The sequence below is a fragment of the Streptococcus sp. HSISS3 genome, from assembly GCF_000448605.1.
In the GTDB taxonomy this organism is placed as follows: Bacteria; Bacillota; Bacilli; order Lactobacillales; family Streptococcaceae; genus Streptococcus; species Streptococcus raffinosi.
In genome coordinates this window covers 2,208,217-2,230,005 of the sequence record NZ_CM002130.1, presented here as the reverse complement: position 1 = coordinate 2,230,005, position 21,789 = coordinate 2,208,217, and the positions used below count along the sequence as shown (strand labels likewise).

Sequence of the window (21,789 nt, the reverse complement as noted above, 5' to 3'; positions counted from 1 at the left end):
CTATTTCTAGAAAAATAATAACCTTCGAGTATTAGAAAGGATCCTATCGAGAGAATCTTTAAAACTATTAAAAAATAACCTATTTTTTACTTCCTCTTACGAATAGATAGGTGGAGGTAAAAAAATGTATAACAAAGTTATTTTGATTGGACGTTTGACAGCGACACCTGAGATGGTTAAGACTGCTAGTGATAGGTCTTTTACACGTGTCACAGTTGCGGTTAATCGGCGCTATAAGGCGCAAAATGGAGAGCGTGAGGCTGACTTTATCACAGTGGTGGTTTGGGGCCGTTTAGCTGAGACCTTAGCATCTTATGCTAGCAAGGGGAGTTTAATTTCTCTTGATGGTGAGCTACGTACCCGTAAGTACGATAAGGATGGCCAAACCCATTACGTTACTGAGGTGCTTTGTTCCTCTTTCCAACTTCTGGAGAGTCGTGCTCAGCGTGCTGTTAGGGAAAATAATCCTGACAATGACTTGGCTGACCTTGTTTTGGAAGAAGAACTTCCCTTCTAGTTTGTCAGTTTACTTAGTCGCTTCTAAAAAATAAATATTCTTTCTTGCCAAAGTTAGAGTATTATTGGGTTAAATATTAAACACTTGTAAGACTTAATTAACAGTAAAATTAGATAAGACTTAGAATTATGGGTGGTTAATGGCCTTGTTAGAGTGGAAAAAATAATTAAAATCGTTGACAAGTGCAATGATAACAAGGGTTCCAGCATTTATAAAATTATTCAAAACGAAGTGTACAATTAACAGTTACTCCTCATTTGTATCATTGTTTTATTACCAATTTTTAAATTAAATGATAGAGGTTTCATGATAAACTATAGGTGGGTAAGGAAAAAGCTATGAAAGTTACCTTTTACTTTTGTAGTAGACATTATTTGTTTGGAAGGAAAGTGTGGAACACCTTAACTAGAACACTGTCCTTGCAATTGTTTGATACAGTTGCGTTTTTGTTATGTGTCTATAGGTTGATATAATGATTTCACAGACAATTGGTTGACATTCCGACTGACATATTAATTAGGATGTTAAGCGGTCATTGACTTTTCGTTAGACTTGGAGAAACACATTGGTGTGACTCCTAAGATTCACCAAACTAATGTGTTTGAAGCTAAGCGGATTCGTCTTAGCTTTTTTTGTCTACTTTGGTAAGGCTACCCTTGCTCAAGCTTTTCTTATGTTATAATAAAAAGAGTTAAGCGAGGGGGGTACGCCAAAACCTTAAAAAGGGTCGGTTGTCTAGAAGCCTCCTTTTTTAAAATCATGGAAGACCATCACACTGACATTTTGACTCTGTGGTGATATATGAAAAATCTTGGAACAGGAGTAACATTTATGATTGACTTTACTCAAGAGGAGAAAGACTTTTTCATGTCTGAGGCTCTTAAGGAGGCCCAAAAATCTTTAGATAAGGCAGAAATCCCAATTGGCTGTGTTATTGTTAAGGATGGAGAAATTGTTGGTCGTGGACACAATGCGCGTGAGGAACTTAACCAAGCAATCATGCATGCTGAGGTCATGGCTATTCAGGAGGCAAATAGGACCATTGGTAATTGGCGTTTGCTTGATTGCACTCTTTTCGTCACTATTGAACCTTGCGTAATGTGCAGTGGCGCCATTGGTCTGGCTCGTATTCCTAAAGTTATCTATGGAGCGAGTAATCAAAAATTTGGTGGAGCGGGGAGCCTTTACGATATTCTAAGAGATGAGCGTCTCAATCATCGTGTTGATCTTGAGACTGGTGTTATGGAGAAAGAATGTGCTGAAATCATGCAAAACTTTTTCCGTCAAAGTCGTGAACGAAAGAAAGAAGCTAAACGTCTGGCAAAATTAGAAGCAATACAAGAGATGTAAGCGCAAAATGCAAGCCCTTTTGGGCTTGCATTTTTCAATGGGAAATGAGAGTTTTTGTTTTCTTGAAGACTGTATGAGTTACTCTGTCTTAGCTTTAGGTTTTTCTTTCTCTCTTGTCAAAAGAAAAATGGGGAGGAAGAAGATGAGAGTACTACAAGCAGATTTCAAATTAGTATCAATAATTGGTGTACCCAATCGTACATAATAATTGGTGTACCCAATCGTACATAAAAGATAAGGTTGATTAGAAGTATCAGAAGTAGGGTAGAGATAATACAAATCAAGGCCCCTTTTACGAGCAGATAATTATTGCGTTTAGATGATTGCTTATTAGTAGTATCGTTTGTTTGATTTCTTGTATCTTTCATAGGTTATCATCCTCAAAATCTTTGAGATGTCATCATGGTGTAAGCTCTTATTGTTAGTGTGTGAGGTTGTAATAAGTTTTACCAACGGCATAGCTTAGGTCGTAAGTCAGCTTTGCAGCAGCAATCCCGACGGAGACAGCAGCCCAAGGAACCGCCCCACCTGATACACTTTCAAGCTCTTTAAGAGTCATGTTTTGATGTGTTTTGAGTTTATTAATTATTGTTGTTGTCTCCTTTCATCTTATCGTGCAGAATCCTTGTAGCCATTATAAGCACCAACACATACAAGAGTTCCGATAGGTCCTGAAGCTAGGCAGAGTCCTCCAATAGCGATGTTGATCTTCCATCCGCCTCCTGTGACTGCAGCTAGGTCTGCAACATTCATTTCTTTAGTTATCTTTGTCATTCTCCTCTTTTATTTTTGGTGAGTTCTTTAATCTCTTAGCCTCTTCACCATGAAGTAAGAGATATCCTAAAATAATTTTCTCCTTTCCATTGAGTTAGCATTGTCACTAGCTTTTGGTCTTTTCCTCAAGCTATGGTTTTATTATAAAAAGTGGAGAAATAAAAAAGTAGTGACATAGATGTCACTATGGCCTTAGTTGTGGTGTTAGAAGTTGGTAGTGATCGAAGTTATTTGTAGGGAGGTTTGGAGGATAAGTTTCATTGACAGTATCGGGGGTTCGCTACTTGCAATCACTTCGATTTATGGTATAATATCATTCGGAGCAACATCTGTGCGTGAAGCGGGTCAGGGGAGGAATCCAGCAGCCCTAAGCGATTTCAGGTGTGTGCTCTTTTTTGGTGTCGAGGAGGATTTATGGCCAAATTTAGTGTTTTTAAAGATCAAGAGAGTCTTTTTGCGTGTCCCATCTGTCAGGCACCAATGTGTTTGGACCAGTCTAGTCTGGTTTGTCAGACTAGGCATACCTTTAATATCGCAAAGCAGGGGTTTGTTAATTTTTTGAGACAGAATAAGGGAGATAAGCACTATGATATGGCTTCTTTTGAAAATAGAAGTCATATTCTGGCAGCGGGCTATTATGATCCTATCCTTGAGGTGATTTCAGAGCGCTTGCGTGACCTTCCTAGATATTCGCATGTTCTAGATGTTGCCTGTGGTGAGGGCTATTATAGCCGTCAGTTGGCTTTAGAGTTTGACAAGGATTTCATGGCCTTTGATTTATCTAAGGACTCCATCCTTCTTGCGGCCCGTCAAAATCCTCAGAAAAACGTGGCCTGGTTCGTTGGTGATTTGGCTAAACTGCCCTTGCGTGAGCACAGTATCGATGTGATCTTAGATATTTTTTCGCCAGCTAATTATCAAGAATTTGGACGACTTTTGACTGATCAGGGCTTGATTTTCAAGGTTATTCCTCATGAGGATCATCTTAAAGAGTTTCGCCAATTACTACCAGAGGCGCAGGCTTATTCCAACCAGGATGTTCTGGAGCATTTTCAGGACTCCTGTGAGCTTTTGGAGCGTGTGACGATTTCTAAGACTTGGTCTATGCCAGCAGAGCATGTTCAAGCATTTGCTGAGATGACCCCTCTTTTCTTCCATGTTGATAAAAAAACTTTAGATTTGACCTCAGTAAGGCAGCTAACGGTTGCAGGAGAATTGCTGATTGGTCGTATCAAAAATGATAAGTAATCCTAACGCCGTTGGGATTTTTTTGATGGAGAATATCTTGGTAAGCTTGTTTGGTTTTCTTAAATGATGTATGATGAGGATTATCAAGAAGAAAAGTTTAGTAACGAGTAGAAGCGATGAATAATAACGTTTATAAGAACTATATTTTTGATTTTTATGGAACCTTGGTTGATATATTAACCGATGAGAAAGACCCTATGTTATGGGATAAACTAGGCCAACTGTACCAAGCTTATGGAGCGTATTATAAGGGGAAAGCTCTTAAAAAAGCTTATGCCAAGCGCGTGGGTCAGGCTCGCAAGGACCTAGTGGCTCTAAAAGGAGTTGCTTATCCAGAAATTGACCTAGCTCACATTTTTAACCAGCTTTATGTAGATGCTAGTCTACAGTCTAGTAGACTTCATCAGCCAGAAGGCTGGGGGCAGCTGATAGCTATGGTCTTTCGGGTCTTATCTCGCAAATACTTGATGGCTTATCCTCATACTAAGGAAGTTTTAGCCTTTCTAAAAGAGCAGGACTGTCGTCTCTATCTCTTGTCCAATGCTCAAGCAGCCTTTACTAACGCTGAGATTGACCTAATGGAGTTAAGAGCTTATTTTGATGCCATTTACTTGTCTTCGGATGCGGGTATCTGTAAGCCTCAACCAGAGTTTTTAAAGCAAGTTTTGATTGATCATAGGTTGAAGCCATCTGAGACTGTCATGGTTGGAAATGATTTGACGACTGATATTGCTGTGGCTGAAGGAGTTGGGATCGATGGTATCTTGCTCAATACCTTTCCTTACTCACGCCGAGAACTGGAGAACTCCCCAATTAAGCCAAACCGAGTGATTACGGATATAGAAGCTTTAAAGATAGGTTTTACATAAAAATACACTCTATTTGGCAAAAGCAAAGACAATTATCAGAATTTTTGGTATAATAATCCCTAACTTTATGTGAATGGAGAATCTCATGACTGCACAAAAAATGTCTGCTCAAGAAATTATCGCTTTTATCGGTAATGCAGAAAAGAAAACGAATGTTAAAGTAACCTTTGAAGGGGAATTGGCAACTGCTGTTCCAGCTTCTGTCACTAAGCTTGGTAATGTTCTTTTCGGAGACTGGAAAGATATCGAACCACTTCTTGCCAACTTGACTGAAAACAAGGATTACGTTGTGGAACAAGATGGTCGTAACTCAGCTGTTCCATTGCTTGATAAACGTCACCTTAATGCACGTATCGAACCAGGTGCTATTATCCGTGACCAAGTAACTATCGAAGATAATGCTGTCGTTATGATGGGGGCTGTTATCAACATCGGTGCTGAAATCGGTGCTGGTACTATGATTGATATGGGGGCTATCCTTGGTGGTCGTGCTACTGTTGGTAAAAACAGCCACATCGGTGCGGGTGCGGTCCTTGCTGGTGTGATTGAACCGGCTTCAGCAGATCCAGTTCGTATCGGTGATAACGTTCTTGTCGGTGCCAATGCTGTTGTTATCGAAGGGGTTCAAGTTGGTAATGGTTCAGTCGTTGCCGCTGGAGCTATCGTTACTCAAGATGTTCCTGAAAATGTTGTTGTAGCTGGTGTTCCAGCTCGCATCATCAAGGAAATTGATGAAAAAACACAACAAAAAACAGCACTTGAAGACGCCTTGCGTAACTTATAACATATTGATAGTAGAGGCCGTAAGGCCTCTATTTCTAGATTCTCTATTAAATAAGACAAAAAAGGAAAATAAAAATGACACTTGATTTAATCAAAATCAGACGAGACCTTCATCAAATTCCAGAAATTGGTTTGGAAGAGTTTAAAACCCAGGCTTATCTCTTAGAGCGTATTGCTGAAATGACTGAGGGAAAGGACTTTGTGGAGCAACGTACTTGGCGTACAGGTATTCTGGTTTATCTCCATGGATATGCTCCTGAAAAAACCATTGGTTGGCGTACAGACATTGACGCTCTTCCGGTTGAAGAGGAAACAGGTCTTCCCTTCAAATCTACTCATGAGGGTCGTATGCATGCCTGTGGTCACGATATTCATATGACGACAGCGCTTGGACTTCTTGACCAAATGGTTGAGGTTCAACCTAAAAATAATATGCTCTTCTTATTCCAGCCAGCTGAGGAAAATGAAGCTGGTGGTATGCTTATGTATGAAGACGGGGTCTTCGGTGATTGGCTACCAGATGAGTTTTATGGACTTCATGTCCGTCCAGATTTCAAAGTAGGCGACATTGCGACTAATACGAACACCCTTTTTGCAGGAACTTGTGAGGTACTTGTTACTTTCAAAGGCAAAGGAGGACACGCTGCCTTTCCACATGAGGCTAATGATGCCCTTGTAGCAGCTTCTTACTTTATTACCCAAGTTCAAACTATTGTCAGTCGTAATGTTGACCCTATCCAGGGTGGGGTAGTTACCTTTGGTTCTTTCCATGCAGGAACGACCAACAATGTCATCGCTGAAACAGCAGAGGTCTATGGAACTATTCGTACGCTTACGCTAGAAATGGGTCGTCTTATTCAAAAGCGTGTCAGCCAAATCGCAGAGGGTGTGGCAGCTAGCTTTGGTATGGAAGTGGATGTTGTATTGAAACAGGGTGGTTATCTACCTGTGGAAAACAACCCAGCCTTGGCCAAAGAATTGATGACCTTCTTTGAAGCCAGTCCAGCTGTTAACTTGATTGATTGTTTACCAGCTATGACTGGAGAAGATTTCGGTTATTTGCTTAGTAAGGTTCCAGGTGTCATGTTCTGGTTGGGGATTGATACGCCATATGCCCTTCACCATCCTAAGATGAGTCCAAATGAGGACGCCCTTGCTTTTGGGGTAGCTGAAATCGGTAAGTTCCTTAAATACAAGGCAGAAGCCTAGTGACATTTTACAAAGCTGAAAAACTACCAGGTCTGACTTTTGGTAGCTTTTTTGATATGATAAACCTATGAAAAATGAACTTAGAAAAACTGTTTTGGCTCAGTTGACTTCACAGGAACCTGAGACCAAGGCTAAGTTAGACCAATATCTTTTAGAGCAATTAATTACCTTACCTGCTTATAAAGAGGCTCAGGTGATTGCTACCTATTTGGCTTTCCCGCATGAATATGACACCAGTCTTTTAATCAATCAGGCTTTAAAGGATGGGAAGCGTCTTGTGGTTCCAAAAACCTATAAACAAGGTCGAATGATTTTTGTCGATTACGATCCAGATAATCTTGTTGCAACCTCTTTTGGCTTGATGGAACCTGCGTCTGATTTGGCTGTGGAAAAATCAGAGATTGATTTGATTCATGTGCCAGGTGTAGTTTTCAATGCTGAAGGCTATCGCATTGGTTACGGAGCAGGTTATTATGACCGCTATTTGTCTGACTTTGAAGGGATGACAGTTAGCATGGTTTATCCCTGTCAGGAAAAGGATTTTACCCCAGATAGCCATGACGTCGCCGTTAGGGAGGTTATCACATGCAAGTAAATGAATGGAAGAGACACCCTGCTACCTATCTTTTATTGGGGCTAACGACGTTGACTTTTGGGTGTCAATATCTTCTAAATGATTTTCAAGCGACAGCACCCCTTAGTCTTTTTAAAATGGGGGCTATGTATGGTGTTTTTGTTCAATATAGTCCCTTAGACCTTTGGCGTTTAGTGACACCAATTTTTGTACATATCGGTCTGGAGCATTTCTTATTTAATATGCTTACCCTTTATTTTATTGGCAAAATGGCTGAGCAAATTTTTGGGACTCTGCGTTTCCTAGGGCTCTATCTGTTAGCTGGTGTTATGGGGAATGCCTTCACCTTGATTTTTACGCCTAATGTTATTGCAGCTGGTGCCTCTACCTCCTTGTTTGGCCTTTTTGCAGCTGTGGTAATACTTGGTTATTATAGTCATAGCCCCTTACTTAACCAGTTGGGACGTAGTTATCTATCTTTAATTGTCGTCAATTTGATTTTCAATCTCTTCACACCTAGTGTTGGGATTACTGGTCACCTAGGAGGCTTGGTTGGAGGTGCTCTAGCAGCTATTTTTTTGGCTAATAAGGTTGAAAGTCGACTTTTTAGTAGAGGTTGGCGCCTGACAGCATTTTTAACTTATATTATTCTTTTAGTGACTATTTTAGGTTTTACCTATCTTTAGATAATATGAAAAATCCATCGAAAATTTTTCGATGGATTTTATATTAGTCTTTTTGCTTAGGTTTGCCTTCGAGTTTGTGTCCCAAGTCAATAAGATATTTTTTAAGGTCTTCCTTAACTTGAGGGTGTTGGAGGGCGTAGTCAATAGAGGTTTTCATGAAACCAAATTTATCTCCTACATCGTAACGTTTACCTGTAAATTCGCGAGCAAAGACACGTTGCGTTTTATTGAGTTTATCAATAGCATCAGTCAATTGGATCTCATTACCTGCACCTGGTTCTTGTGTTTCCAAAATTCCAAAAATCTCAGGTGTCAGAAGGTAACGTCCGATGATAGCAAGGTCACTTGGAGCATCTTCTGGGTTTGGCTTTTCAACGAAAGTTTCCACGCTATAACGGCCATTGTGACCTTCACCATGAGGGGCGATAACACCGTAAGCTGAAACATCTTCGTGTGGTACAGGCATAACCGCAATAGTAGAAGCGTGTGTTTCCTCATAATCATCAATAAGTTGTTTGGTTAATGGAACCGCATTGTCATCGGTAATATCCATGAGGTCGTCACCAAGCATAACAACAAATGGTTCGTTACCGACAAAAGCTTTGGCTTGAAGTACAGCATCTCCGAGACCACGTGGGTGACTTTGACGGATAAAATGGAGGTTGATAGCAGTAGTATCATTAACCAATTTTAGCAGGTCTGTCTTACCTTTTTGTTCTAAGTTGTATTCCAACTCAAAGTTTGAGTCAAAATGGTCTTCGATAGATCGTTTTGACTTACCAGTCACGACCAAGATATCTTCGATGCCTGATTTGAGAGCTTCTTCAACGATAAATTGGATAGTTGGTTTATCAACGATTGGTAACATTTCTTTGGCCAAGGCCTTTGTAGCTGGCAAAAAGCGTGTACCAAGTCCTGCAGCAGGGATGACAGCTTTTTTGACTTTTTGATTCTTCATGAGAACTCCTTAGATTATTTATTTTTTATCCCATTCATTTTCAGAGCGCAATTCATTGGACATCATATTGAGAATAGATTCCTTGATGTCAGCACCCTCATAGATGGATTTGTAGATTGCTGTTGTAATTGGCATATAGACATTGAGTTCTTGAGCGATTTCGTAGGCAACCTTAGTAGTTGAAATTCCCTCAATTACCATACCCATGTTACGTTCAATGTCTTCCAGTTTTTCGCCACGACCGAGTGCATCACCAGCACGCCAGTTACGTGAATGAATAGAAGTCCCTGTAACAATAAGATCACCAACCCCAGAAAGACCGCTGTAAGTCAAAGGGTCAGCACCAAGTTTTACACCCAAACGAGTGATTTCTGCGAGACCGCGAGTAATAACGGCTGCCTTAGCATTATCTCCATAGCCCATACCATGAAGGGCGCCGGCACCGACGGCAATAATGTTTTTAAGTGCCCCAGCTGTTTCAACACCAATAACATCTGAATTGGTGTAAAGGCGGAAGTAGTTATTACTGAACATACCTTGAACATAGCGTGCAGTCTCAAGATCTTTTGAGGCCGCTGTAATTAAGGTGATATCGCGAACGATAGTTTCTTCAGCATGGCTTGGACCGGATACGACAACAATGTCACTGCGAAGTTCTGCAGGAATCTCTTCCTCAAGGATAGTTGAGAGGCGTTCGTGTGTTCCTGGCTCCAATCCTTTTGAAGCATGCATGATAACAACTTCATGGTCCAAAAGTTCGGCAACTTGTTTGGCTACCAAACGAGTAACCTTGGTTGGAACAACGAAGAGAATAGCATTAACTCCATCTAAAGCTTGGGAAAGTTCTTTGTAGGCTTTAATGTTTTCATCCAAAACCACATCTTTGAAATAACGGGTATTGGTATGTTTCTCGTTAATTTCATCAATTTGTTCAGGGATATTTCCCCAAATACGAACCTCGTGTCCGTTGTCATTGAGTACCTGAGCAAGGGCAGTTCCCCAAGAACCAGGGCCCAAGACAGCGATTTTTTGTTTTTCATCATTAGGTCTCCCTTTAGGTCCTTTCTAACAAAGCAGAAAAAGACTATATTCTTTCTCATTATAACATAAGAAAAGCGTGTTTGTCTTGTACTCTCTGTTAGGAACGTAGGTGGTTATTATTTTTTAAGCCAGTTTTTAGCAATGTAACCTCCAATGAGAGCAGCCATGAGAGTTCCACCTATTAGAATTAAGACATGGCTAGTTGTAAATGGGACCATAACTTGGTCTACATAATCCTGTGTTTTCCCCTTGGCAAGGAGTTGTGCAATATAGGCTTTAGGAGCTATCCACATGGTAACAATGGGAGCCAAGTTTCCCAGAGAGAATATCATGTAGGAAAGTAGATTAAATTTATCATTCTCATAATTACCTTGCTTGGCAATAAAATCAGCGATTAGACCAGCTAAAAGGTTGGGAAGGAAGGTAAGGACAAAGTGACCAGAAGCAAAGAAGAAGACAGACATAAATATTCCTAGACAGGTAATAGCTCCAAATTGCTTGGTCTTTCGAATAAGCCCTAAATAAACCCATCCCGCAAAGATAGCCACCATAGCAGGTGTGTGATACATGTTTTTGACTTTAAAAAATATTAAATCAATGGCGACAGCTATAGCTAAGCAAATAAAATAAAGCAGCATAGCCAGGATAGTTTCTTTGATAAGTCTTTTTTGACGCATGTGGCCTCCTAATCAATGTGAGGTGTCTTAGTTTTATTGAGCCAAGAGTATGCCAAACCAATGAAAATACCGCCGCCAATCCAGTTACCGAAGAAAACGACTACCCACTGACGTAGAATATTTGCCAATGTGAAATTGTCCACAGCATCACGAACACCATTGAAGCCTAGCAACATAAAGGAAGCAAAGTTAGCAATCAAGTGTTCATTCACCAAGAAGACAAACATAAAGATGGCTGATAGGGCAATGAAAATCTTGGCAGACTCTTCTTTGAGGAGCATATAGCCCAAGATAGCAAGGTTGACGAACATATTAGCAGTAATACCTTCAGTAAAGTTCATCCAATCTGTTTTTCCAAGTTTAGTGGAAACAGCAGTGACTAGGAAGCTCTTGTCTGTCAAATGGTGGAAAGAGAAGGATTGATTGAAAAACCAAGCTAAGATAAGAGCTCCGACAAAATTAAAGAAAGTACAATAGAGAAGGATGGTACAAACCTTACTCCATTTGATTTTGCCATAATAGGCACCACTAGTAAGGAACATCATGTTTGAAGTGGCTAACTCTCCGTTGAAAATGAGAACGAAGACCAATCCGATAGCAAAGATAAAGGCAAATACAAAGCGAGAAAGGGCTGGCATACCTGTAGCAATAATATCAGCACCAATAATCCCTACGGCAGTTGACATGGTGAGATAAGCGCCTGCAAGCATCGAACGCAAGGCATAGCGACCAAGGCTTTCGTTGAAGAGCGCTTCTTTTTTAGCGCAAGCAGCAAAAACTTTTTCTTGGAATTGAGACATAAGTTTACCTCTAAGTAGTGTGACATGGAGCATGAGTAGATACACATGCTTGGGTGAAGGTTAATCTAAGATGACCATGAAAAAAGCCAGGACAGTTGTCCCAACTTTTCCAAGTCTTAATGTGAGGATGCTCCAGATGTTGCATCTGCGTCTGAAGCTGCATCGCCACTGTGACCGCCGGCATCTGATGCTCCAGATGTTGCGTCGCTACCGCCATGACTAGCTGCAGCCGGTGCAAAAGGACCACTTCCTCCGACAAGGCGTTGACCAGTTGTTTCGAGATACCAGTCAAGCCATGGTTTAAAGTTAAAGACGATTTCATTGATTCCTGCATAAGAACCATCATCATAGTACATAGCCTGATAATTGTGTGTGTTGATAACCCCTTCAGGTGAGCCTGGGACAATCGTACGCACATATTCTTGGTTGCCGTTACGAAGGGTACCGATAACCCATTCCACATTTTTCATACGAGCTGGTGGAAGTGAACCGTGAACTGTTGACATACGGCTACCTGATTGAGGTGGCACACGTTTGGCAAACATGGTATCAGGATCTTGATGGGCATTATTGTAGTAGAGGAATTGGTTATTATCATCGGCATAAGTTAATTCAAATGGCATAGCCTTGAGGAACATGTCAATTTGGTTAACTGTCAAAATACCGTGATCTAGTTTAACATATGTATCACCAGACACTGCACCAGTGATTTCAGCTACTTTTTCTACCCATTCTGGATCGTCAGGATCAACCTCGGTAACAGTTGTAGCGATTGGGTTGTTACAATCTAAGTCTTCTGGTTCAATTGGTTTTGGTTTTTTCAATTTAGAAACCACTCCTACATATTGGACAAAATTGTCTAAGCATTGTTCAAGGAAGTTAACAGTACCTTCATTTGTGATGTTACCATCAAGGTCGAAAGCTTCTTTGGCCTTACCGAGCAAGAATTCATTACCTGGAAGTGTATAGGCGTTAACACCAGGTGCTTCAAGGATTTTACGCAAATGTACTTGGGCGCGTGAAGTTCCTTGGTCGTAGTAAGATGCCCCAACAATCATGACAGGTTTGTTTTCAAATGGGTGCACTTCGAATGAGAGCCACTCTAAAACAGATTTAAGCGCTGCAGAAATGGTGTGGTTGTGTTCGGGAGTTGCAATGATGACCCCATCAGCGCGTGTAATCTTGTTGTTAAGCAAGCGAAGTTGGAAGCTTTCGTCCCATTTTTCGTCTTGGTTAAACATAGGCACTTCGTCAATTTCCAAGACTTCAAGTTCAAATTTAATTTTAAAATGTCTTCTGATAAATTCGAGCAATTTACGGTTGTATGATTGATCATAATTTGCTCCAACAAGTCCAACAAATTTCATAGTTTCTATTCTCCTGTATTATAAGCTTTCCCAGTCAAAGTTTTCAGCTTCTTTATGTAGCAATTCTGTAGCGTGTGAGAGTTTACCAGTGATTTTAACAAACAGACGGAAGTCATCAAAAATGGCGTCTAATTTTTGAATAACATCAAGGTCAACCAAATCACCATTGCCATCAAAAGCTTGGAGAGAATGTGATAGCAAGAATTCGTCTGGAAGCACATTAGCTTTGATTTCTGGAGCGTTCAAGATTTGACGGAGTTGTAGCTGTGCGCGAGAAGCACCAAGAGTTCCATAAGATGCCCCTGTAATCATAACGGGTTTATTCAAAAGAGGGAACACACCGTATGACACCCAAGCTAGAGCGTTCATAAGAACAGCAGGAATAGAATGGTCATATTCAGGTGTTCCAATGATGACCCCATCGGCTTCTTCAATTTTCTTAACAACCTCTAGGACATTTTCTGGAAGTTGTTTATTGGCTGGCTTGTTAAAGACAGGGAAGTCTTTAATTTCTACAAGTTCGATGTCTGCCTTATCTGCAAAATGTTTCTGAATATATTGCAATAATTGTCTATTAGTTGAACACTTTGAATTCGTACCAACAAGTCCGATGAATTTCATGACAATTCTCCTTAAAAGTATTATATCTTATACTATGTTAGCGTTTTCCTACCTAAAAGTCAATCTTAGTTTAATGAGAATGCCATTAGACTGCTACCTTTGTCATCTGATTTCGAATAGACTATAATAGGATGGATATCAAAAAAGCTACTCTTTTTGTTAAAGCTAGTGTTGCTAATTTTACAAGACAAAGTCAATAGATGTATCGAAAGGAAAAAATAATGACAAAAATTCGTGGATTTGAACTCGTATCAACCTATAACAATCAGGACTTGCTTCCAAAACGTGAGACTGCCCATGCTGCGGGTTATGATTTAAAGGTAGCAGAGAACACTGTAATTGCTCCTGGAGAAATTGTTCTCGTTCCAACAGGTGTTAAGGCTTACATGCAACCTGGTGAGGTCCTCTATCTCTTTGACCGTTCATCGAACCCTCGTAAAAAGGGGCTGGTCTTAATCAATTCTGTAGGTGTTATTGATGGCGATTATTATGGTAATCCTGGAAATGAGGGTCATATCTTCGCTCAGATGAAAAATATTACTGATCAACCCGTGACTCTTGAAGTTGGCGAACGCATTGTTCAAGGTGTCTTTATGCCTTTCTTGATTGTTGATGGAGATGAGGCAGATGGTGTGCGGACTGGCGGATTTGGGTCAACTGGACAGTAGAGGGAGCAAAATGGCAGACTATTTATTAGTTGTAGACATGCAGTCAGATTATGTTGCTGTTGGAAAAGCATATCATGAAGAACTGACTGTAGCTGTAAATGACAAAATTGCTAGCTATCCCAGCGACCGGGTTATCTATATTCTCAATCGTTTTTTCTGGGAGAGAAAAGATAGAAGGAAGAAATTTGCGACCGGCTTGCTGCTTGTATCTTCTCGTATCTTTGAGAAGCGTCGGGCTTCTTGATTTACTAATCCAGATTTAAAAGATTTTTTAGAGGAAAATGGTGCTAAGAGCATAGAGTTTATAGGGGTAGATGGCAATGGCTGTGTCAAGGCTTCTGTTTTGGCAGCTGTCAAGGAGAATTATCAGGTTTCCGTCGATTTGTCTGCTGTCGGAGTTGCCAACCAGAAGAAATTTCAAAAAACATTGCATAAGTGGCACTCTATAGGAGTCGCAGTAGAAGGAGAATTATTATAGCTAAGAAAAAATCAACTTTTGTTTGTCGAGAATGTGGCTACAATTCACCCAAATATCTAGGGCGCTGTCCCAACTGTTCTTCTTGGTCCTCTTTTGAGGAAGAAGTTGAGGTGCAGGAGGTTAAAAATGCCCGTGTCAGTTTGACGGGTGAAAAGTCTAAACCAACTAAATTAAAAGAAGTCTCTTCAATTAATTATGCTCGCATAAAGACCGACATGGATGAGTTTAACCGTGTTTTAGGTGGCGGTGTGGTTCCAGGTAGCCTGGTTCTTATTGGAGGGGACCCAGGGATAGGAAAATCGACCCTTCTCTTACAAGTGTCAACACAGCTGGCTAACAAGGGAACTGTCCTCTATGTATCTGGGGAAGAATCTGCCGAGCAAATCAAATTGCGGAGTGAACGTTTAGGTGATATTGATAACGAATTTTATCTTTATGCTGAGACCAATATGCAAGCCGTTCGCAGTCAAGTGGAGGCTATAAAACCTGATTTCCTCATTATCGACTCTATTCAGACCATCATGAGTCCAGAAATTTCTGGCGTTCAAGGTTCGGTTTCTCAGGTTCGTGAAGTTACTGCTGAACTCATGCAAATTGCCAAAACCAATAACATTGCCACATTTATTGTTGGGCATGTGACCAAGGAGGGACAGCTGGCTGGACCACGTATGTTGGAACACATGGTGGACACGGTTCTCTATTTTGAGGGGGAACGTCACCATACCTTCCGTATTTTACGAGCAGTCAAAAACCGTTTTGGTTCAACCAATGAGATTGGGATTTTGAGATGCAGTCTGGTGGTTTGGTAGAGGTTCTAAACCCTAGCCAAGTTTTCTTAGAAGAACGCCTAGACGGTGCCACAGGTTCTGCCATTGTTGTCACAATGGAAGGTAGCAGACCTATCCTAGCTGAAGTTCAAGCCTTGGTGACACCAACCGTCTTTGGTAATGCCAAGCGGACAACAACAGGACTGGATTTTAACCGTGTTAGCCTTATCATGGCTGTTTTAGAGAAACGCTGCGGACTTCTTCTTCAAAATCAAGATGCCTATCTCAAATCAGCTGGTGGTGTCAAATTAGACGAGCCGGCTATTGACCTTGCTGTTGCCGTTGCTATTGCTTCCAGTTACAAGGAGCTTCCAACCAATCCCCAGGAAGCCTTTATAGGAGAAATTGGCTTGACTGGAGAGATTCGCCGTGTGACTCGGATTGAGCAGCGCATCAATGAAGCCGCTAAACTAGGCTTTACTAAGATTTATGCTCCAAAGAATTCCCTTCACGGCATGACAATTCCAGAAGGTATCCAGGTCGTTGGAGTTACGACCGTAGGAGAAGTGCTCAAAAAAGTCTTCTCTTAAAAAATCTTGCCCAAAGCGATATATTGTAAGCGCTTGCAAAAATATCTGTTCAATGCTATACTTTTCTTAAGAATAGGGAGGTATTTATGATGCAATTTTTCACAGACAGCAATATGCAATTCCCACTGGTAGAGCTAACTCTTAATCAAGGTGAAACGGTTTTTATCCAACGTGGCAGTATGGTATACCACACACCTAATGTAACCCTGAGTACTAGATTAAATGCTAGTGGCTCAGGGTTGGGTCGCCTTGTGAAAGCGGTTGGGCGTTCAATGGTTTCGGGTGAAAGTAGCTTTATTACTCAGGTTGTTGCTCAGTCCAATAATGGTTATTTGGCTTTGGCACCTGATTCCCCAGGTCAGGTGATTCCTTTGTATCTGGGTGAAAAGCAGTACCGACTTAATGATGGTGCCTTTCTAGCACTTGATGGCACGGCCTACTATACAATGGAATACCAGTCTGTTGGTAAGGCTCTTTTTGGTGGTCAAGGTGGCTTCTTTGTGATGACGACACAAGGTCAAGGTACCCTTTTGGCCAATGCTTACGGTTCCATCAAAAAAATTGAGCTAAACAATCAAGAAGTGACCATTGACAATGCCCATGTTGTTGCTTGGAGTCAGTCTCTGGATTACAATATTCATTTGGAAAATGGTTTCTGGCAGTCTATCGGAACAGGAGAAGGGGTTGTTAATACCTTTAGAGGGACAGGCGAGATTTATGTTCAGAGTCTCAATCTTCAGACCTTTGCAGGCCTTCTTAATCGCTACTTACCAAAACGATCATAATAGTAATAGCGAGAGTATCCTGACCTTTGTGATACTCTTGTTTTTCTTTTTCAGCAATTCATTTAACTGACAAGGTTTTTAAAAGGTGGTAAGATATAACCTAGATAATTTAATGTTTATCCTAATTTGTCCACTAGAAAGTGAGTTACTATGTCTTATTTTAAAAACTTTCTCAATGCCAATAATGCCTATGTTGATTTGCATGGGACAGGCCATCTTCCCTTGAAACCAAAGACAAAGGTTGCTATTGTGACCTGTATGGATTCTCGCCTTCACGTTGCTCAAGCCTTGGGATTAGCTCTTGGTGACGCCCATATTCTACGTAATGCAGGTGGGCGTGTGACAGAAGACATGATTCGTTCCTTAGTCATTTCTGAACAACAGATGGGAACGCGTGAAATAGTGGTTCTCCACCATACAGATTGTGGTGCTCAGACCTTTAAGAATGATGAATTTACAGCTTACCTCAATAAAGAGCTTGGTGTTGACGTGTCTGATAAAGACTTTCTTCCATTCACTGATGTTGAAGAGAGTGTTCGTGAAGATATGGCTATTTTACGTCAGTCACCGCTTATTCCTGATGACGTCATTATTTCCGGTGCAGTTTACGATGTTGATACTGGACGAATGACCCAAGTAAACCCTTAATACTGAATAGTTAAGCAGGCACGAATGCCTGCTTTTTATGATTCAACGCAAAAAAACTCAGCACACTGAAATAATGTACTGAGTCTGTCTCATTGTCTAAGTGACGATAAAAATAAGAATGACAGTCCCTAAATAGAAGAGACTGGTGATGAAGAAACTGACGCGCCAGAATAATTTAAAGAACCGTTTAAATTTAAAGGATTGTGTCTTTCTTAACATCTGAATTGTGATAATGATAGCTGCCAAGGATAGCAAGATCGTGATGTATGGCAGAAAACTATGGGTAAAGAAACGTGCTGATACGGCAACTACTTCAATAAAGTATAGCGGAAAGGTTAAATCAGCAAAATTAAGCCCAAGGTATTTTAAACTGAAGAAGCGATGGATAATAAAAGCAAAGATAGGTGTTAAAATCAAAAATGCTATGGCAAAGAATTTATATAGAATCATAAATCTATTTTACCTCGAAAAGGGCTTTATGTAAATTTTTTCCTAAACTTAATAAGAATTTCTTGCATCTAAAAGGAATTTCTGTATAATAGATAAGGTATGTAAAAACATACTTGTGGGAGGTAACAAAACTTACTTACCGCCAAAACCACAATAGGAGGAAATTACAAAATGGCTAAAAAAGTCGAAAACATCGTAAAACTTCAGATTCCTGCTGGTAAAGCGACTCCAGCTCCACCAGTTGGACCAGCCCTTGGTCAAGCCGGAATCAACATCATGGGATTCACTAAAGAGTTTAACGCTCGTACAGCTGACCAAGCTGGTATGATCATCCCAGTTGTTATCTCTGTGTATGAAGATAAATCATTTGATTTCATCACTAAAACACCACCAGCTGCTGTTCTTTTGAAAAAAGCAGCAGGTGTTGAAAAAGGTTCAGGTACTCCAAACTCAGTTAAAGTTGCTTCAGTAACTCGTGCACAAGTACAAGAAATTGCTGAAACTAAAATGCCTGACTTGAACGCTGCAAACATCGAATCAGCTATGCGTATGATCGAAGGTACTGCACGTTCAATGGGATTCACTGTTACTGACTAATTCAGTTAACAAGAAAACCACAGACGTCGTCTCACTTCGCTGAGTGACGTGGAAGATGAAAGTCGTTATGACCACATTACACAAGGAGAAATAATTAAATGGCTAAAAAAAGCAAACAAATGCGTGCTGCTCTTGAGAAAATCGACAGCACAAAAGCTTACAGCGTAGAAGAAGCTGTAGCTCTTGCACAAGAAACTAACTTCGCAAAATTCGATGCTACTGTTGAAGTATCATACAACCTTAACATCGACGTTAAGAAAGCTGACCAACAAATCCGTGGCGCAATGGTATTGCCAAACGGTACTGGTAAAACTCAACGTGTTCTTGTATTTGCTCGTGGTGCTAAAGCTGAGGAAGCTAAAGCAGCAGGTGCTGACTTCGTTGGTGAAGATGAACTCGTTGCTAAAATCAACGGTGGATGGCTTGACTTTGACGTTGTTGTTGCAACACCAGATATGATGGCTATCGTTGGTCGTCTTGGACGTGTCCTTGGACCACGTAACTTGATGCCAAACCCTAAAACTGGTACAGTAACTATGGACGTTGCTAAAGCAGTTGAAGAGTCTAAAGGTGGTAAAATCACTTACCGTGCTGACAAAGCAGGTAACGTACAAGCTATCATCGGTAAAGTTTCATTTGAAGCTGAAAAATTGGTTGAAAACTTTAAAGCATTTAACGATGCTATCCAAAAAGCTAAACCAGCTACAGCGAAAGGTGCTTACATTACAAACCTTTCAATCACTACTACACAAGGTGCTGGTATCAAAGTTGATCCAAACTCATTGTAAGAGTAGTAAGGAACCTATCTTCGGATAGGTTTTTTTGTTGCCTGAAATGAGGTGTATGAACAGAAAATAAAAAAATATTCAGAAAGTAGTTTTAATTTTACGGACTTATGGTATAATTTAAGCGTATACACATCATTATTGAATGTTTAAACTTCTGACATTGCAAATTTAAGGAGACGATGCATGAAAAAGAGTAAGGTATTTTTACTGGCGGCCGTAGGTCTGCTATCTGTGGGTGTTTTAGCAGCTTGTTCGTCATCAAGTAAGACATCTGGGAAGACTTATAATTATGTTTATGGTGGTGATCCTGCAACCCTAGATTATGTTTCTACAAATAAGAAAAATATGACTACAGCTGTTAGTAATGGCGTTGATGGTTTGTTCGAGAATGATCAATATGGGAACCTTAAGCCATCCGTAGCTGAAAGTTGGTCTGTTTCCCAAGATGGTTTAACCTATACTTATAAGATTCGTAAGGGTGTTAAATGGTACACTTCAGATGGTGAAGAATACGCTGATGTGACAGCCAAGGACTTTGTGACTGGGCTTAAACATGCTGCTGATACAAAATCTGAGGCTATTTACTTGTTGCAAAACTCTGTTAAAGGCTTGAATGACTATGTTTCAGGAGATAATAAAAACTTTGCAGATGTAGGGATTAAGGCTATTGATGATCATACCTTGCAATATACTCTTAGTGAACCAGAGCCTTATTGGAATTCCAAGTTGACTTATTCAGTGACTTGGCCTGTTAACGCAGATTTTTTGAAATCTAAAGGGAAAGACTTTGGTAAATCAACAGATCCAACTTCTATTCTTTATAATGGACCATTCCTTCTTAAATCACTGACAACTAAATCCTCAATTGAGTTTGTTAAGAACGAAAATTATTGGGATAAGGACAATGTCCACTTTGACAATGTTAAGTTAACTTACGATGATGGGACAGACCAAGAATCTTTGGAACGTAATTTTACGGATGGTGTCTACAACCTAGCACGTCTATTCCCAACAAGTTCGAATTATTCTAAAGTTGCCAAACAGTATAAAGATGACATCTACTACACACAACCTGGTGCCGCTGTAGAAGGTGTTGGTATTAACATTGATCGTCAAACTTATGGTCATACTTCTAAAGAAAATGATCAACAAAAGTCATCAACGAAAGCAGCTCTTCTTAACAAAGATTTCCGTCAATCGTTGAGTTTTGCCATTAATCGTACGAATTATGCAGCTCAATTGAATGGTAAAGAGGCAGGAAAAACAGCTGTCCGTAATATCTTTGTCAAACCTGATTTTGTACAGGCAGATGGCAAAAACTTTGGAGCTATGGTGATGGAACAACTTCCAGCCTTTGGTGATGAGTGGGCAGGCGTGAATCTTGCCGATAGTCAAGACGGACTTTACAACCCAGAAAAGGCTAAAGCTGAGTTTGCTAAAGCTAAAGCAGCTCTTCAAGCAGAAGGGGTACAGTTCCCTATTCATTTGGATGTTCCTGTTAATCAGACAAATAAGATTTATGTGAATCAAGTACAATCGCTTAAAGAATCTGTTGAATCTGCTCTAGGAAAAGATAATGTTGTACTTGATCTCCACCAAATGTCATCTGATGATTTCTACAATATCACTTATTCTGCGGCAAATGCAGCAGCAGAAGATTGGGATTTATCAGTTGGTGTTGCCTGGGAACCAGACTATCTAGATCCATCTACTTACCTTGATGTCTTGAAGACTACTAATAGCGAGAATACGAAGTCCTTTATGGGATATGATAATCCTAATAGCCCAGCAGCTGAAAAAGTAGGTCTTAAAGAATACGATCAGCTCGTTGACGATGCTTCTAAAGAAACAACCAATTTAACAGCTCGTTATGAAAAATATGCCAAAGCTCAAGCATGGTTGACAGATAGTTCGCTGTATATCCCAACAACTACTTATAATGGGGCTGCAGCTGTGATTTCACGTATCAAACCATTCTCTGGAGCTTATGCTCAAGCAGGTGATAAAGGTTCGACTTACTACTTCAAGTATCTCCAATCTCAAGATAATATTGTTACTAAGAAGCAATATGATTCGGCCTACAAAGATTGGCTGAAAGAAAAAGCGAAATCTAACGACAAGGCTCAGAAGGATTTTGAAAAACATATTAAGTAATCTATTCAAAACGACTTTGATATGATACCTCTTAAGTAGACACGGTAAATACCTAAAATCTACTGGCTCTTTGTCAACTGTAGTGGGTGACGAAAAGCTAACATCTAGAGAGAACCTGATAGGTTTTCTCTTTTTGTATGTTCAGAGTGATGAAAACACGCTTCCTAAAGTTAATAAAGTTTCTAAAACCGAAGCCCAGACGTTTAATATCTTTGATAAGCTTATTGGTGCCCTCCAATTTTGCATTTGAGTAATGTGTTTCTAGCGCATTTTTGATGTATGGTTTGTGTCTAAGGAAGGTCCTAAAGACAGTTTTGAAGTAATGATTAACCTTGCTTATATTTTCCTCTATGAGCTCAAAAACTCATCTACCCTCTTCTCCTGAAAGTG

The 21,789-nt window shown here is 40.2% G+C and carries 23 protein-coding genes, 1 other RNA gene and 4 pseudogenes; 17 read left to right on the top strand and 11 right to left on the bottom strand.

Features of this window, described 5'->3' with window-relative positions; translation table 11 throughout:
- Window positions 1-124 precede the first annotated feature (124 nt).
- On the top strand, window positions 125-517 hold the full coding sequence (locus tag HSISS3_RS10315) for a single-stranded DNA-binding protein (RefSeq protein ID WP_021146558.1): 393 nt from the start codon (window positions 125-127) through the stop codon (window positions 515-517).
- An 831-nt stretch (window positions 518-1,348) separates the two neighbouring features.
- Window positions 1,349-1,867, top strand: a complete 519-nt coding sequence (tadA, locus tag HSISS3_RS10310; RefSeq protein WP_008536135.1) for a tRNA adenosine(34) deaminase TadA — start codon at window positions 1,349-1,351, stop codon at window positions 1,865-1,867.
- A 78-nt stretch (window positions 1,868-1,945) separates the two neighbouring features.
- On the opposite strand, the pseudogene HSISS3_RS12595 reads toward tadA, so the two are convergent.
- The 3 genes and pseudogenes from HSISS3_RS12595 to HSISS3_RS10295 all read right to left on the bottom strand — a co-directional run bounded on the left by HSISS3_RS12595 (window position 1,946) and on the right by HSISS3_RS10295 (window position 2,641).
- Window positions 1,946-2,235: pseudogene (locus HSISS3_RS12595) on the bottom strand (hypothetical protein).
- 53 nt (window positions 2,236-2,288) lie between these two features.
- Window positions 2,289-2,426 (bottom strand): class IIb bacteriocin, lactobin A/cerein 7B family, encoded by a 138-nt coding sequence (locus tag HSISS3_RS10300; RefSeq protein WP_021146555.1) that lies wholly within the window; start codon window positions 2,424-2,426, stop codon window positions 2,289-2,291.
- A 50-nt stretch (window positions 2,427-2,476) separates the two neighbouring features.
- On the bottom strand, window positions 2,477-2,641 hold the full coding sequence (locus HSISS3_RS10295) for a class IIb bacteriocin, lactobin A/cerein 7B family (RefSeq protein WP_042767141.1): 165 nt from the start codon (window positions 2,639-2,641) through the stop codon (window positions 2,477-2,479).
- A 311-nt stretch (window positions 2,642-2,952) separates the two neighbouring features.
- Here HSISS3_RS10295 and ffs point away from each other — a divergent pair.
- From ffs to HSISS3_RS10265, 7 genes are all read left to right on the top strand, one after another.
- Window positions 2,953-3,048: signal recognition particle sRNA small type (gene ffs / locus HSISS3_RS11855), an RNA gene on the top strand.
- Between the two features lie 7 nt (window positions 3,049-3,055).
- Window positions 3,056-3,889, top strand: coding sequence for a methyltransferase domain-containing protein (locus tag HSISS3_RS10290; protein ID WP_021152621.1), 834 nt, complete (start codon window positions 3,056-3,058; stop codon window positions 3,887-3,889).
- A gap of 116 nt (window positions 3,890-4,005) precedes the next feature.
- The gene (locus HSISS3_RS10285) at window positions 4,006-4,758 is read left to right on the top strand and encodes an HAD family hydrolase (protein WP_021152620.1); all 753 of its coding nucleotides are present in this window, start codon (window positions 4,006-4,008) and stop codon (window positions 4,756-4,758) included.
- A gap of 85 nt (window positions 4,759-4,843) precedes the next feature.
- Entirely contained in the window at window positions 4,844-5,542 is a 699-nt protein-coding gene (dapD, locus tag HSISS3_RS10280) for a 2,3,4,5-tetrahydropyridine-2,6-dicarboxylate N-acetyltransferase (RefSeq protein WP_002886999.1), read from the top strand.
- Between the two features lie 74 nt (window positions 5,543-5,616).
- Complete coding sequence (locus HSISS3_RS10275; protein WP_002888689.1) at window positions 5,617-6,750, top strand: N-acetyldiaminopimelate deacetylase; 1,134 nt, start codon at window positions 5,617-5,619, stop codon at window positions 6,748-6,750.
- A 67-nt stretch (window positions 6,751-6,817) separates the two neighbouring features.
- A complete protein-coding gene (locus HSISS3_RS10270; protein ID WP_021146549.1) occupies window positions 6,818-7,345 on the top strand; it encodes a 5-formyltetrahydrofolate cyclo-ligase in 528 nt (175 codons plus the stop codon).
- Window positions 7,336-8,010 carry a rhomboid family intramembrane serine protease gene (locus HSISS3_RS10265; protein WP_021152619.1) on the top strand — a complete coding sequence of 225 codons (675 nt, stop codon included), beginning with the start codon at window positions 7,336-7,338 and terminating at the stop codon, window positions 8,008-8,010. Before HSISS3_RS10270 ends, HSISS3_RS10265 begins: the two co-directional genes overlap by 10 nt.
- 43 nt (window positions 8,011-8,053) lie before the next feature.
- Here HSISS3_RS10265 and galU read toward each other — a convergent pair whose 3' ends face one another.
- From galU to HSISS3_RS10235, 6 genes are all read right to left on the bottom strand, one after another.
- Window positions 8,054-8,968 carry a UTP--glucose-1-phosphate uridylyltransferase GalU gene (gene galU / locus HSISS3_RS10260; protein WP_021146547.1) on the bottom strand — a complete coding sequence of 305 codons (915 nt, stop codon included), beginning with the start codon at window positions 8,966-8,968 and terminating at the stop codon, window positions 8,054-8,056.
- 18 nt (window positions 8,969-8,986) lie between these two features.
- Window positions 8,987-9,994 (bottom strand): NAD(P)H-dependent glycerol-3-phosphate dehydrogenase, encoded by a 1,008-nt coding sequence (locus tag HSISS3_RS10255; RefSeq protein WP_042767140.1) that lies wholly within the window; start codon window positions 9,992-9,994, stop codon window positions 8,987-8,989.
- Between the two features lie 131 nt (window positions 9,995-10,125).
- Entirely contained in the window at window positions 10,126-10,686 is a 561-nt protein-coding gene (locus HSISS3_RS10250; protein WP_021152618.1) for an MptD family putative ECF transporter S component, read from the bottom strand.
- An 8-nt stretch (window positions 10,687-10,694) separates the two neighbouring features.
- Window positions 10,695-11,486 carry a formate/nitrite transporter family protein gene (locus tag HSISS3_RS10245; RefSeq protein ID WP_021152617.1) on the bottom strand — a complete coding sequence of 264 codons (792 nt, stop codon included), beginning with the start codon at window positions 11,484-11,486 and terminating at the stop codon, window positions 10,695-10,697.
- Window positions 11,487-11,602: 116 nt separating this feature from the next.
- Window positions 11,603-12,853, bottom strand: a complete 1,251-nt coding sequence (locus HSISS3_RS10240; protein WP_021152616.1) for an NAD(P)H-dependent oxidoreductase — start codon at window positions 12,851-12,853, stop codon at window positions 11,603-11,605.
- Between the two features lie 18 nt (window positions 12,854-12,871).
- On the bottom strand, window positions 12,872-13,474 hold the full coding sequence (locus tag HSISS3_RS10235) for an NADPH-dependent FMN reductase (protein ID WP_021152615.1): 603 nt from the start codon (window positions 13,472-13,474) through the stop codon (window positions 12,872-12,874).
- 221 nt (window positions 13,475-13,695) lie between these two features.
- Here HSISS3_RS10235 and HSISS3_RS10230 point away from each other — a divergent pair, with 221 nt between their 5' ends.
- From HSISS3_RS10230 to HSISS3_RS10210, 5 genes and pseudogenes are all read left to right on the top strand, one after another.
- Entirely contained in the window at window positions 13,696-14,142 is a 447-nt protein-coding gene (locus tag HSISS3_RS10230) for a dUTP diphosphatase (RefSeq protein ID WP_002888708.1), read from the top strand.
- A gap of 10 nt (window positions 14,143-14,152) precedes the next feature.
- Window positions 14,153-14,620 (top strand): annotated as a pseudogene (locus HSISS3_RS10225) (isochorismatase family protein).
- Window positions 14,617-15,977: pseudogene (radA, locus tag HSISS3_RS10220) on the top strand (DNA repair protein RadA). The pseudogenes HSISS3_RS10225 and radA overlap by 4 nt, the downstream one beginning before the upstream one ends.
- Before the next feature lie 89 nt (window positions 15,978-16,066).
- The gene (locus HSISS3_RS10215; RefSeq protein ID WP_008536168.1) at window positions 16,067-16,762 is read left to right on the top strand and encodes a TIGR00266 family protein; all 696 of its coding nucleotides are present in this window, start codon (window positions 16,067-16,069) and stop codon (window positions 16,760-16,762) included.
- A 150-nt stretch (window positions 16,763-16,912) separates the two neighbouring features.
- Window positions 16,913-17,410: a beta-class carbonic anhydrase gene (locus tag HSISS3_RS10210; protein WP_021152610.1), complete on the top strand. Its 498-nt coding sequence runs from the start codon at window positions 16,913-16,915 to the stop codon at window positions 17,408-17,410.
- A gap of 96 nt (window positions 17,411-17,506) precedes the next feature.
- On the opposite strand, the gene HSISS3_RS11850 is transcribed toward HSISS3_RS10210, so the two are convergent.
- Complete coding sequence (locus HSISS3_RS11850; protein ID WP_021152609.1) at window positions 17,507-17,860, bottom strand: DUF3397 domain-containing protein; 354 nt, start codon at window positions 17,858-17,860, stop codon at window positions 17,507-17,509.
- 171 nt (window positions 17,861-18,031) lie between these two features.
- On the opposite strand from HSISS3_RS11850, the gene rplK reads away from it, so the two are divergent.
- The 3 genes from rplK (at window position 18,032) to HSISS3_RS10190 (ending at window position 21,399) form a co-directional block, all read left to right on the top strand.
- Window positions 18,032-18,457 carry a 50S ribosomal protein L11 gene (gene rplK, locus HSISS3_RS10200; protein WP_002885648.1) on the top strand — a complete coding sequence of 142 codons (426 nt, stop codon included), beginning with the start codon at window positions 18,032-18,034 and terminating at the stop codon, window positions 18,455-18,457.
- 98 nt (window positions 18,458-18,555) lie between these two features.
- On the top strand, window positions 18,556-19,245 hold the full coding sequence (gene rplA / locus HSISS3_RS10195; protein WP_002888715.1) for a 50S ribosomal protein L1: 690 nt from the start codon (window positions 18,556-18,558) through the stop codon (window positions 19,243-19,245).
- A 183-nt stretch (window positions 19,246-19,428) separates the two neighbouring features.
- Window positions 19,429-21,399, top strand: coding sequence for a peptide ABC transporter substrate-binding protein (locus tag HSISS3_RS10190; protein WP_008536174.1), 1,971 nt, complete (start codon window positions 19,429-19,431; stop codon window positions 21,397-21,399).
- Between the two features lie 104 nt (window positions 21,400-21,503).
- Here HSISS3_RS10190 and HSISS3_RS11845 read toward each other — a convergent pair.
- Window positions 21,504-21,789: pseudogene (locus HSISS3_RS11845) on the bottom strand (transposase); the annotation flags it as partial.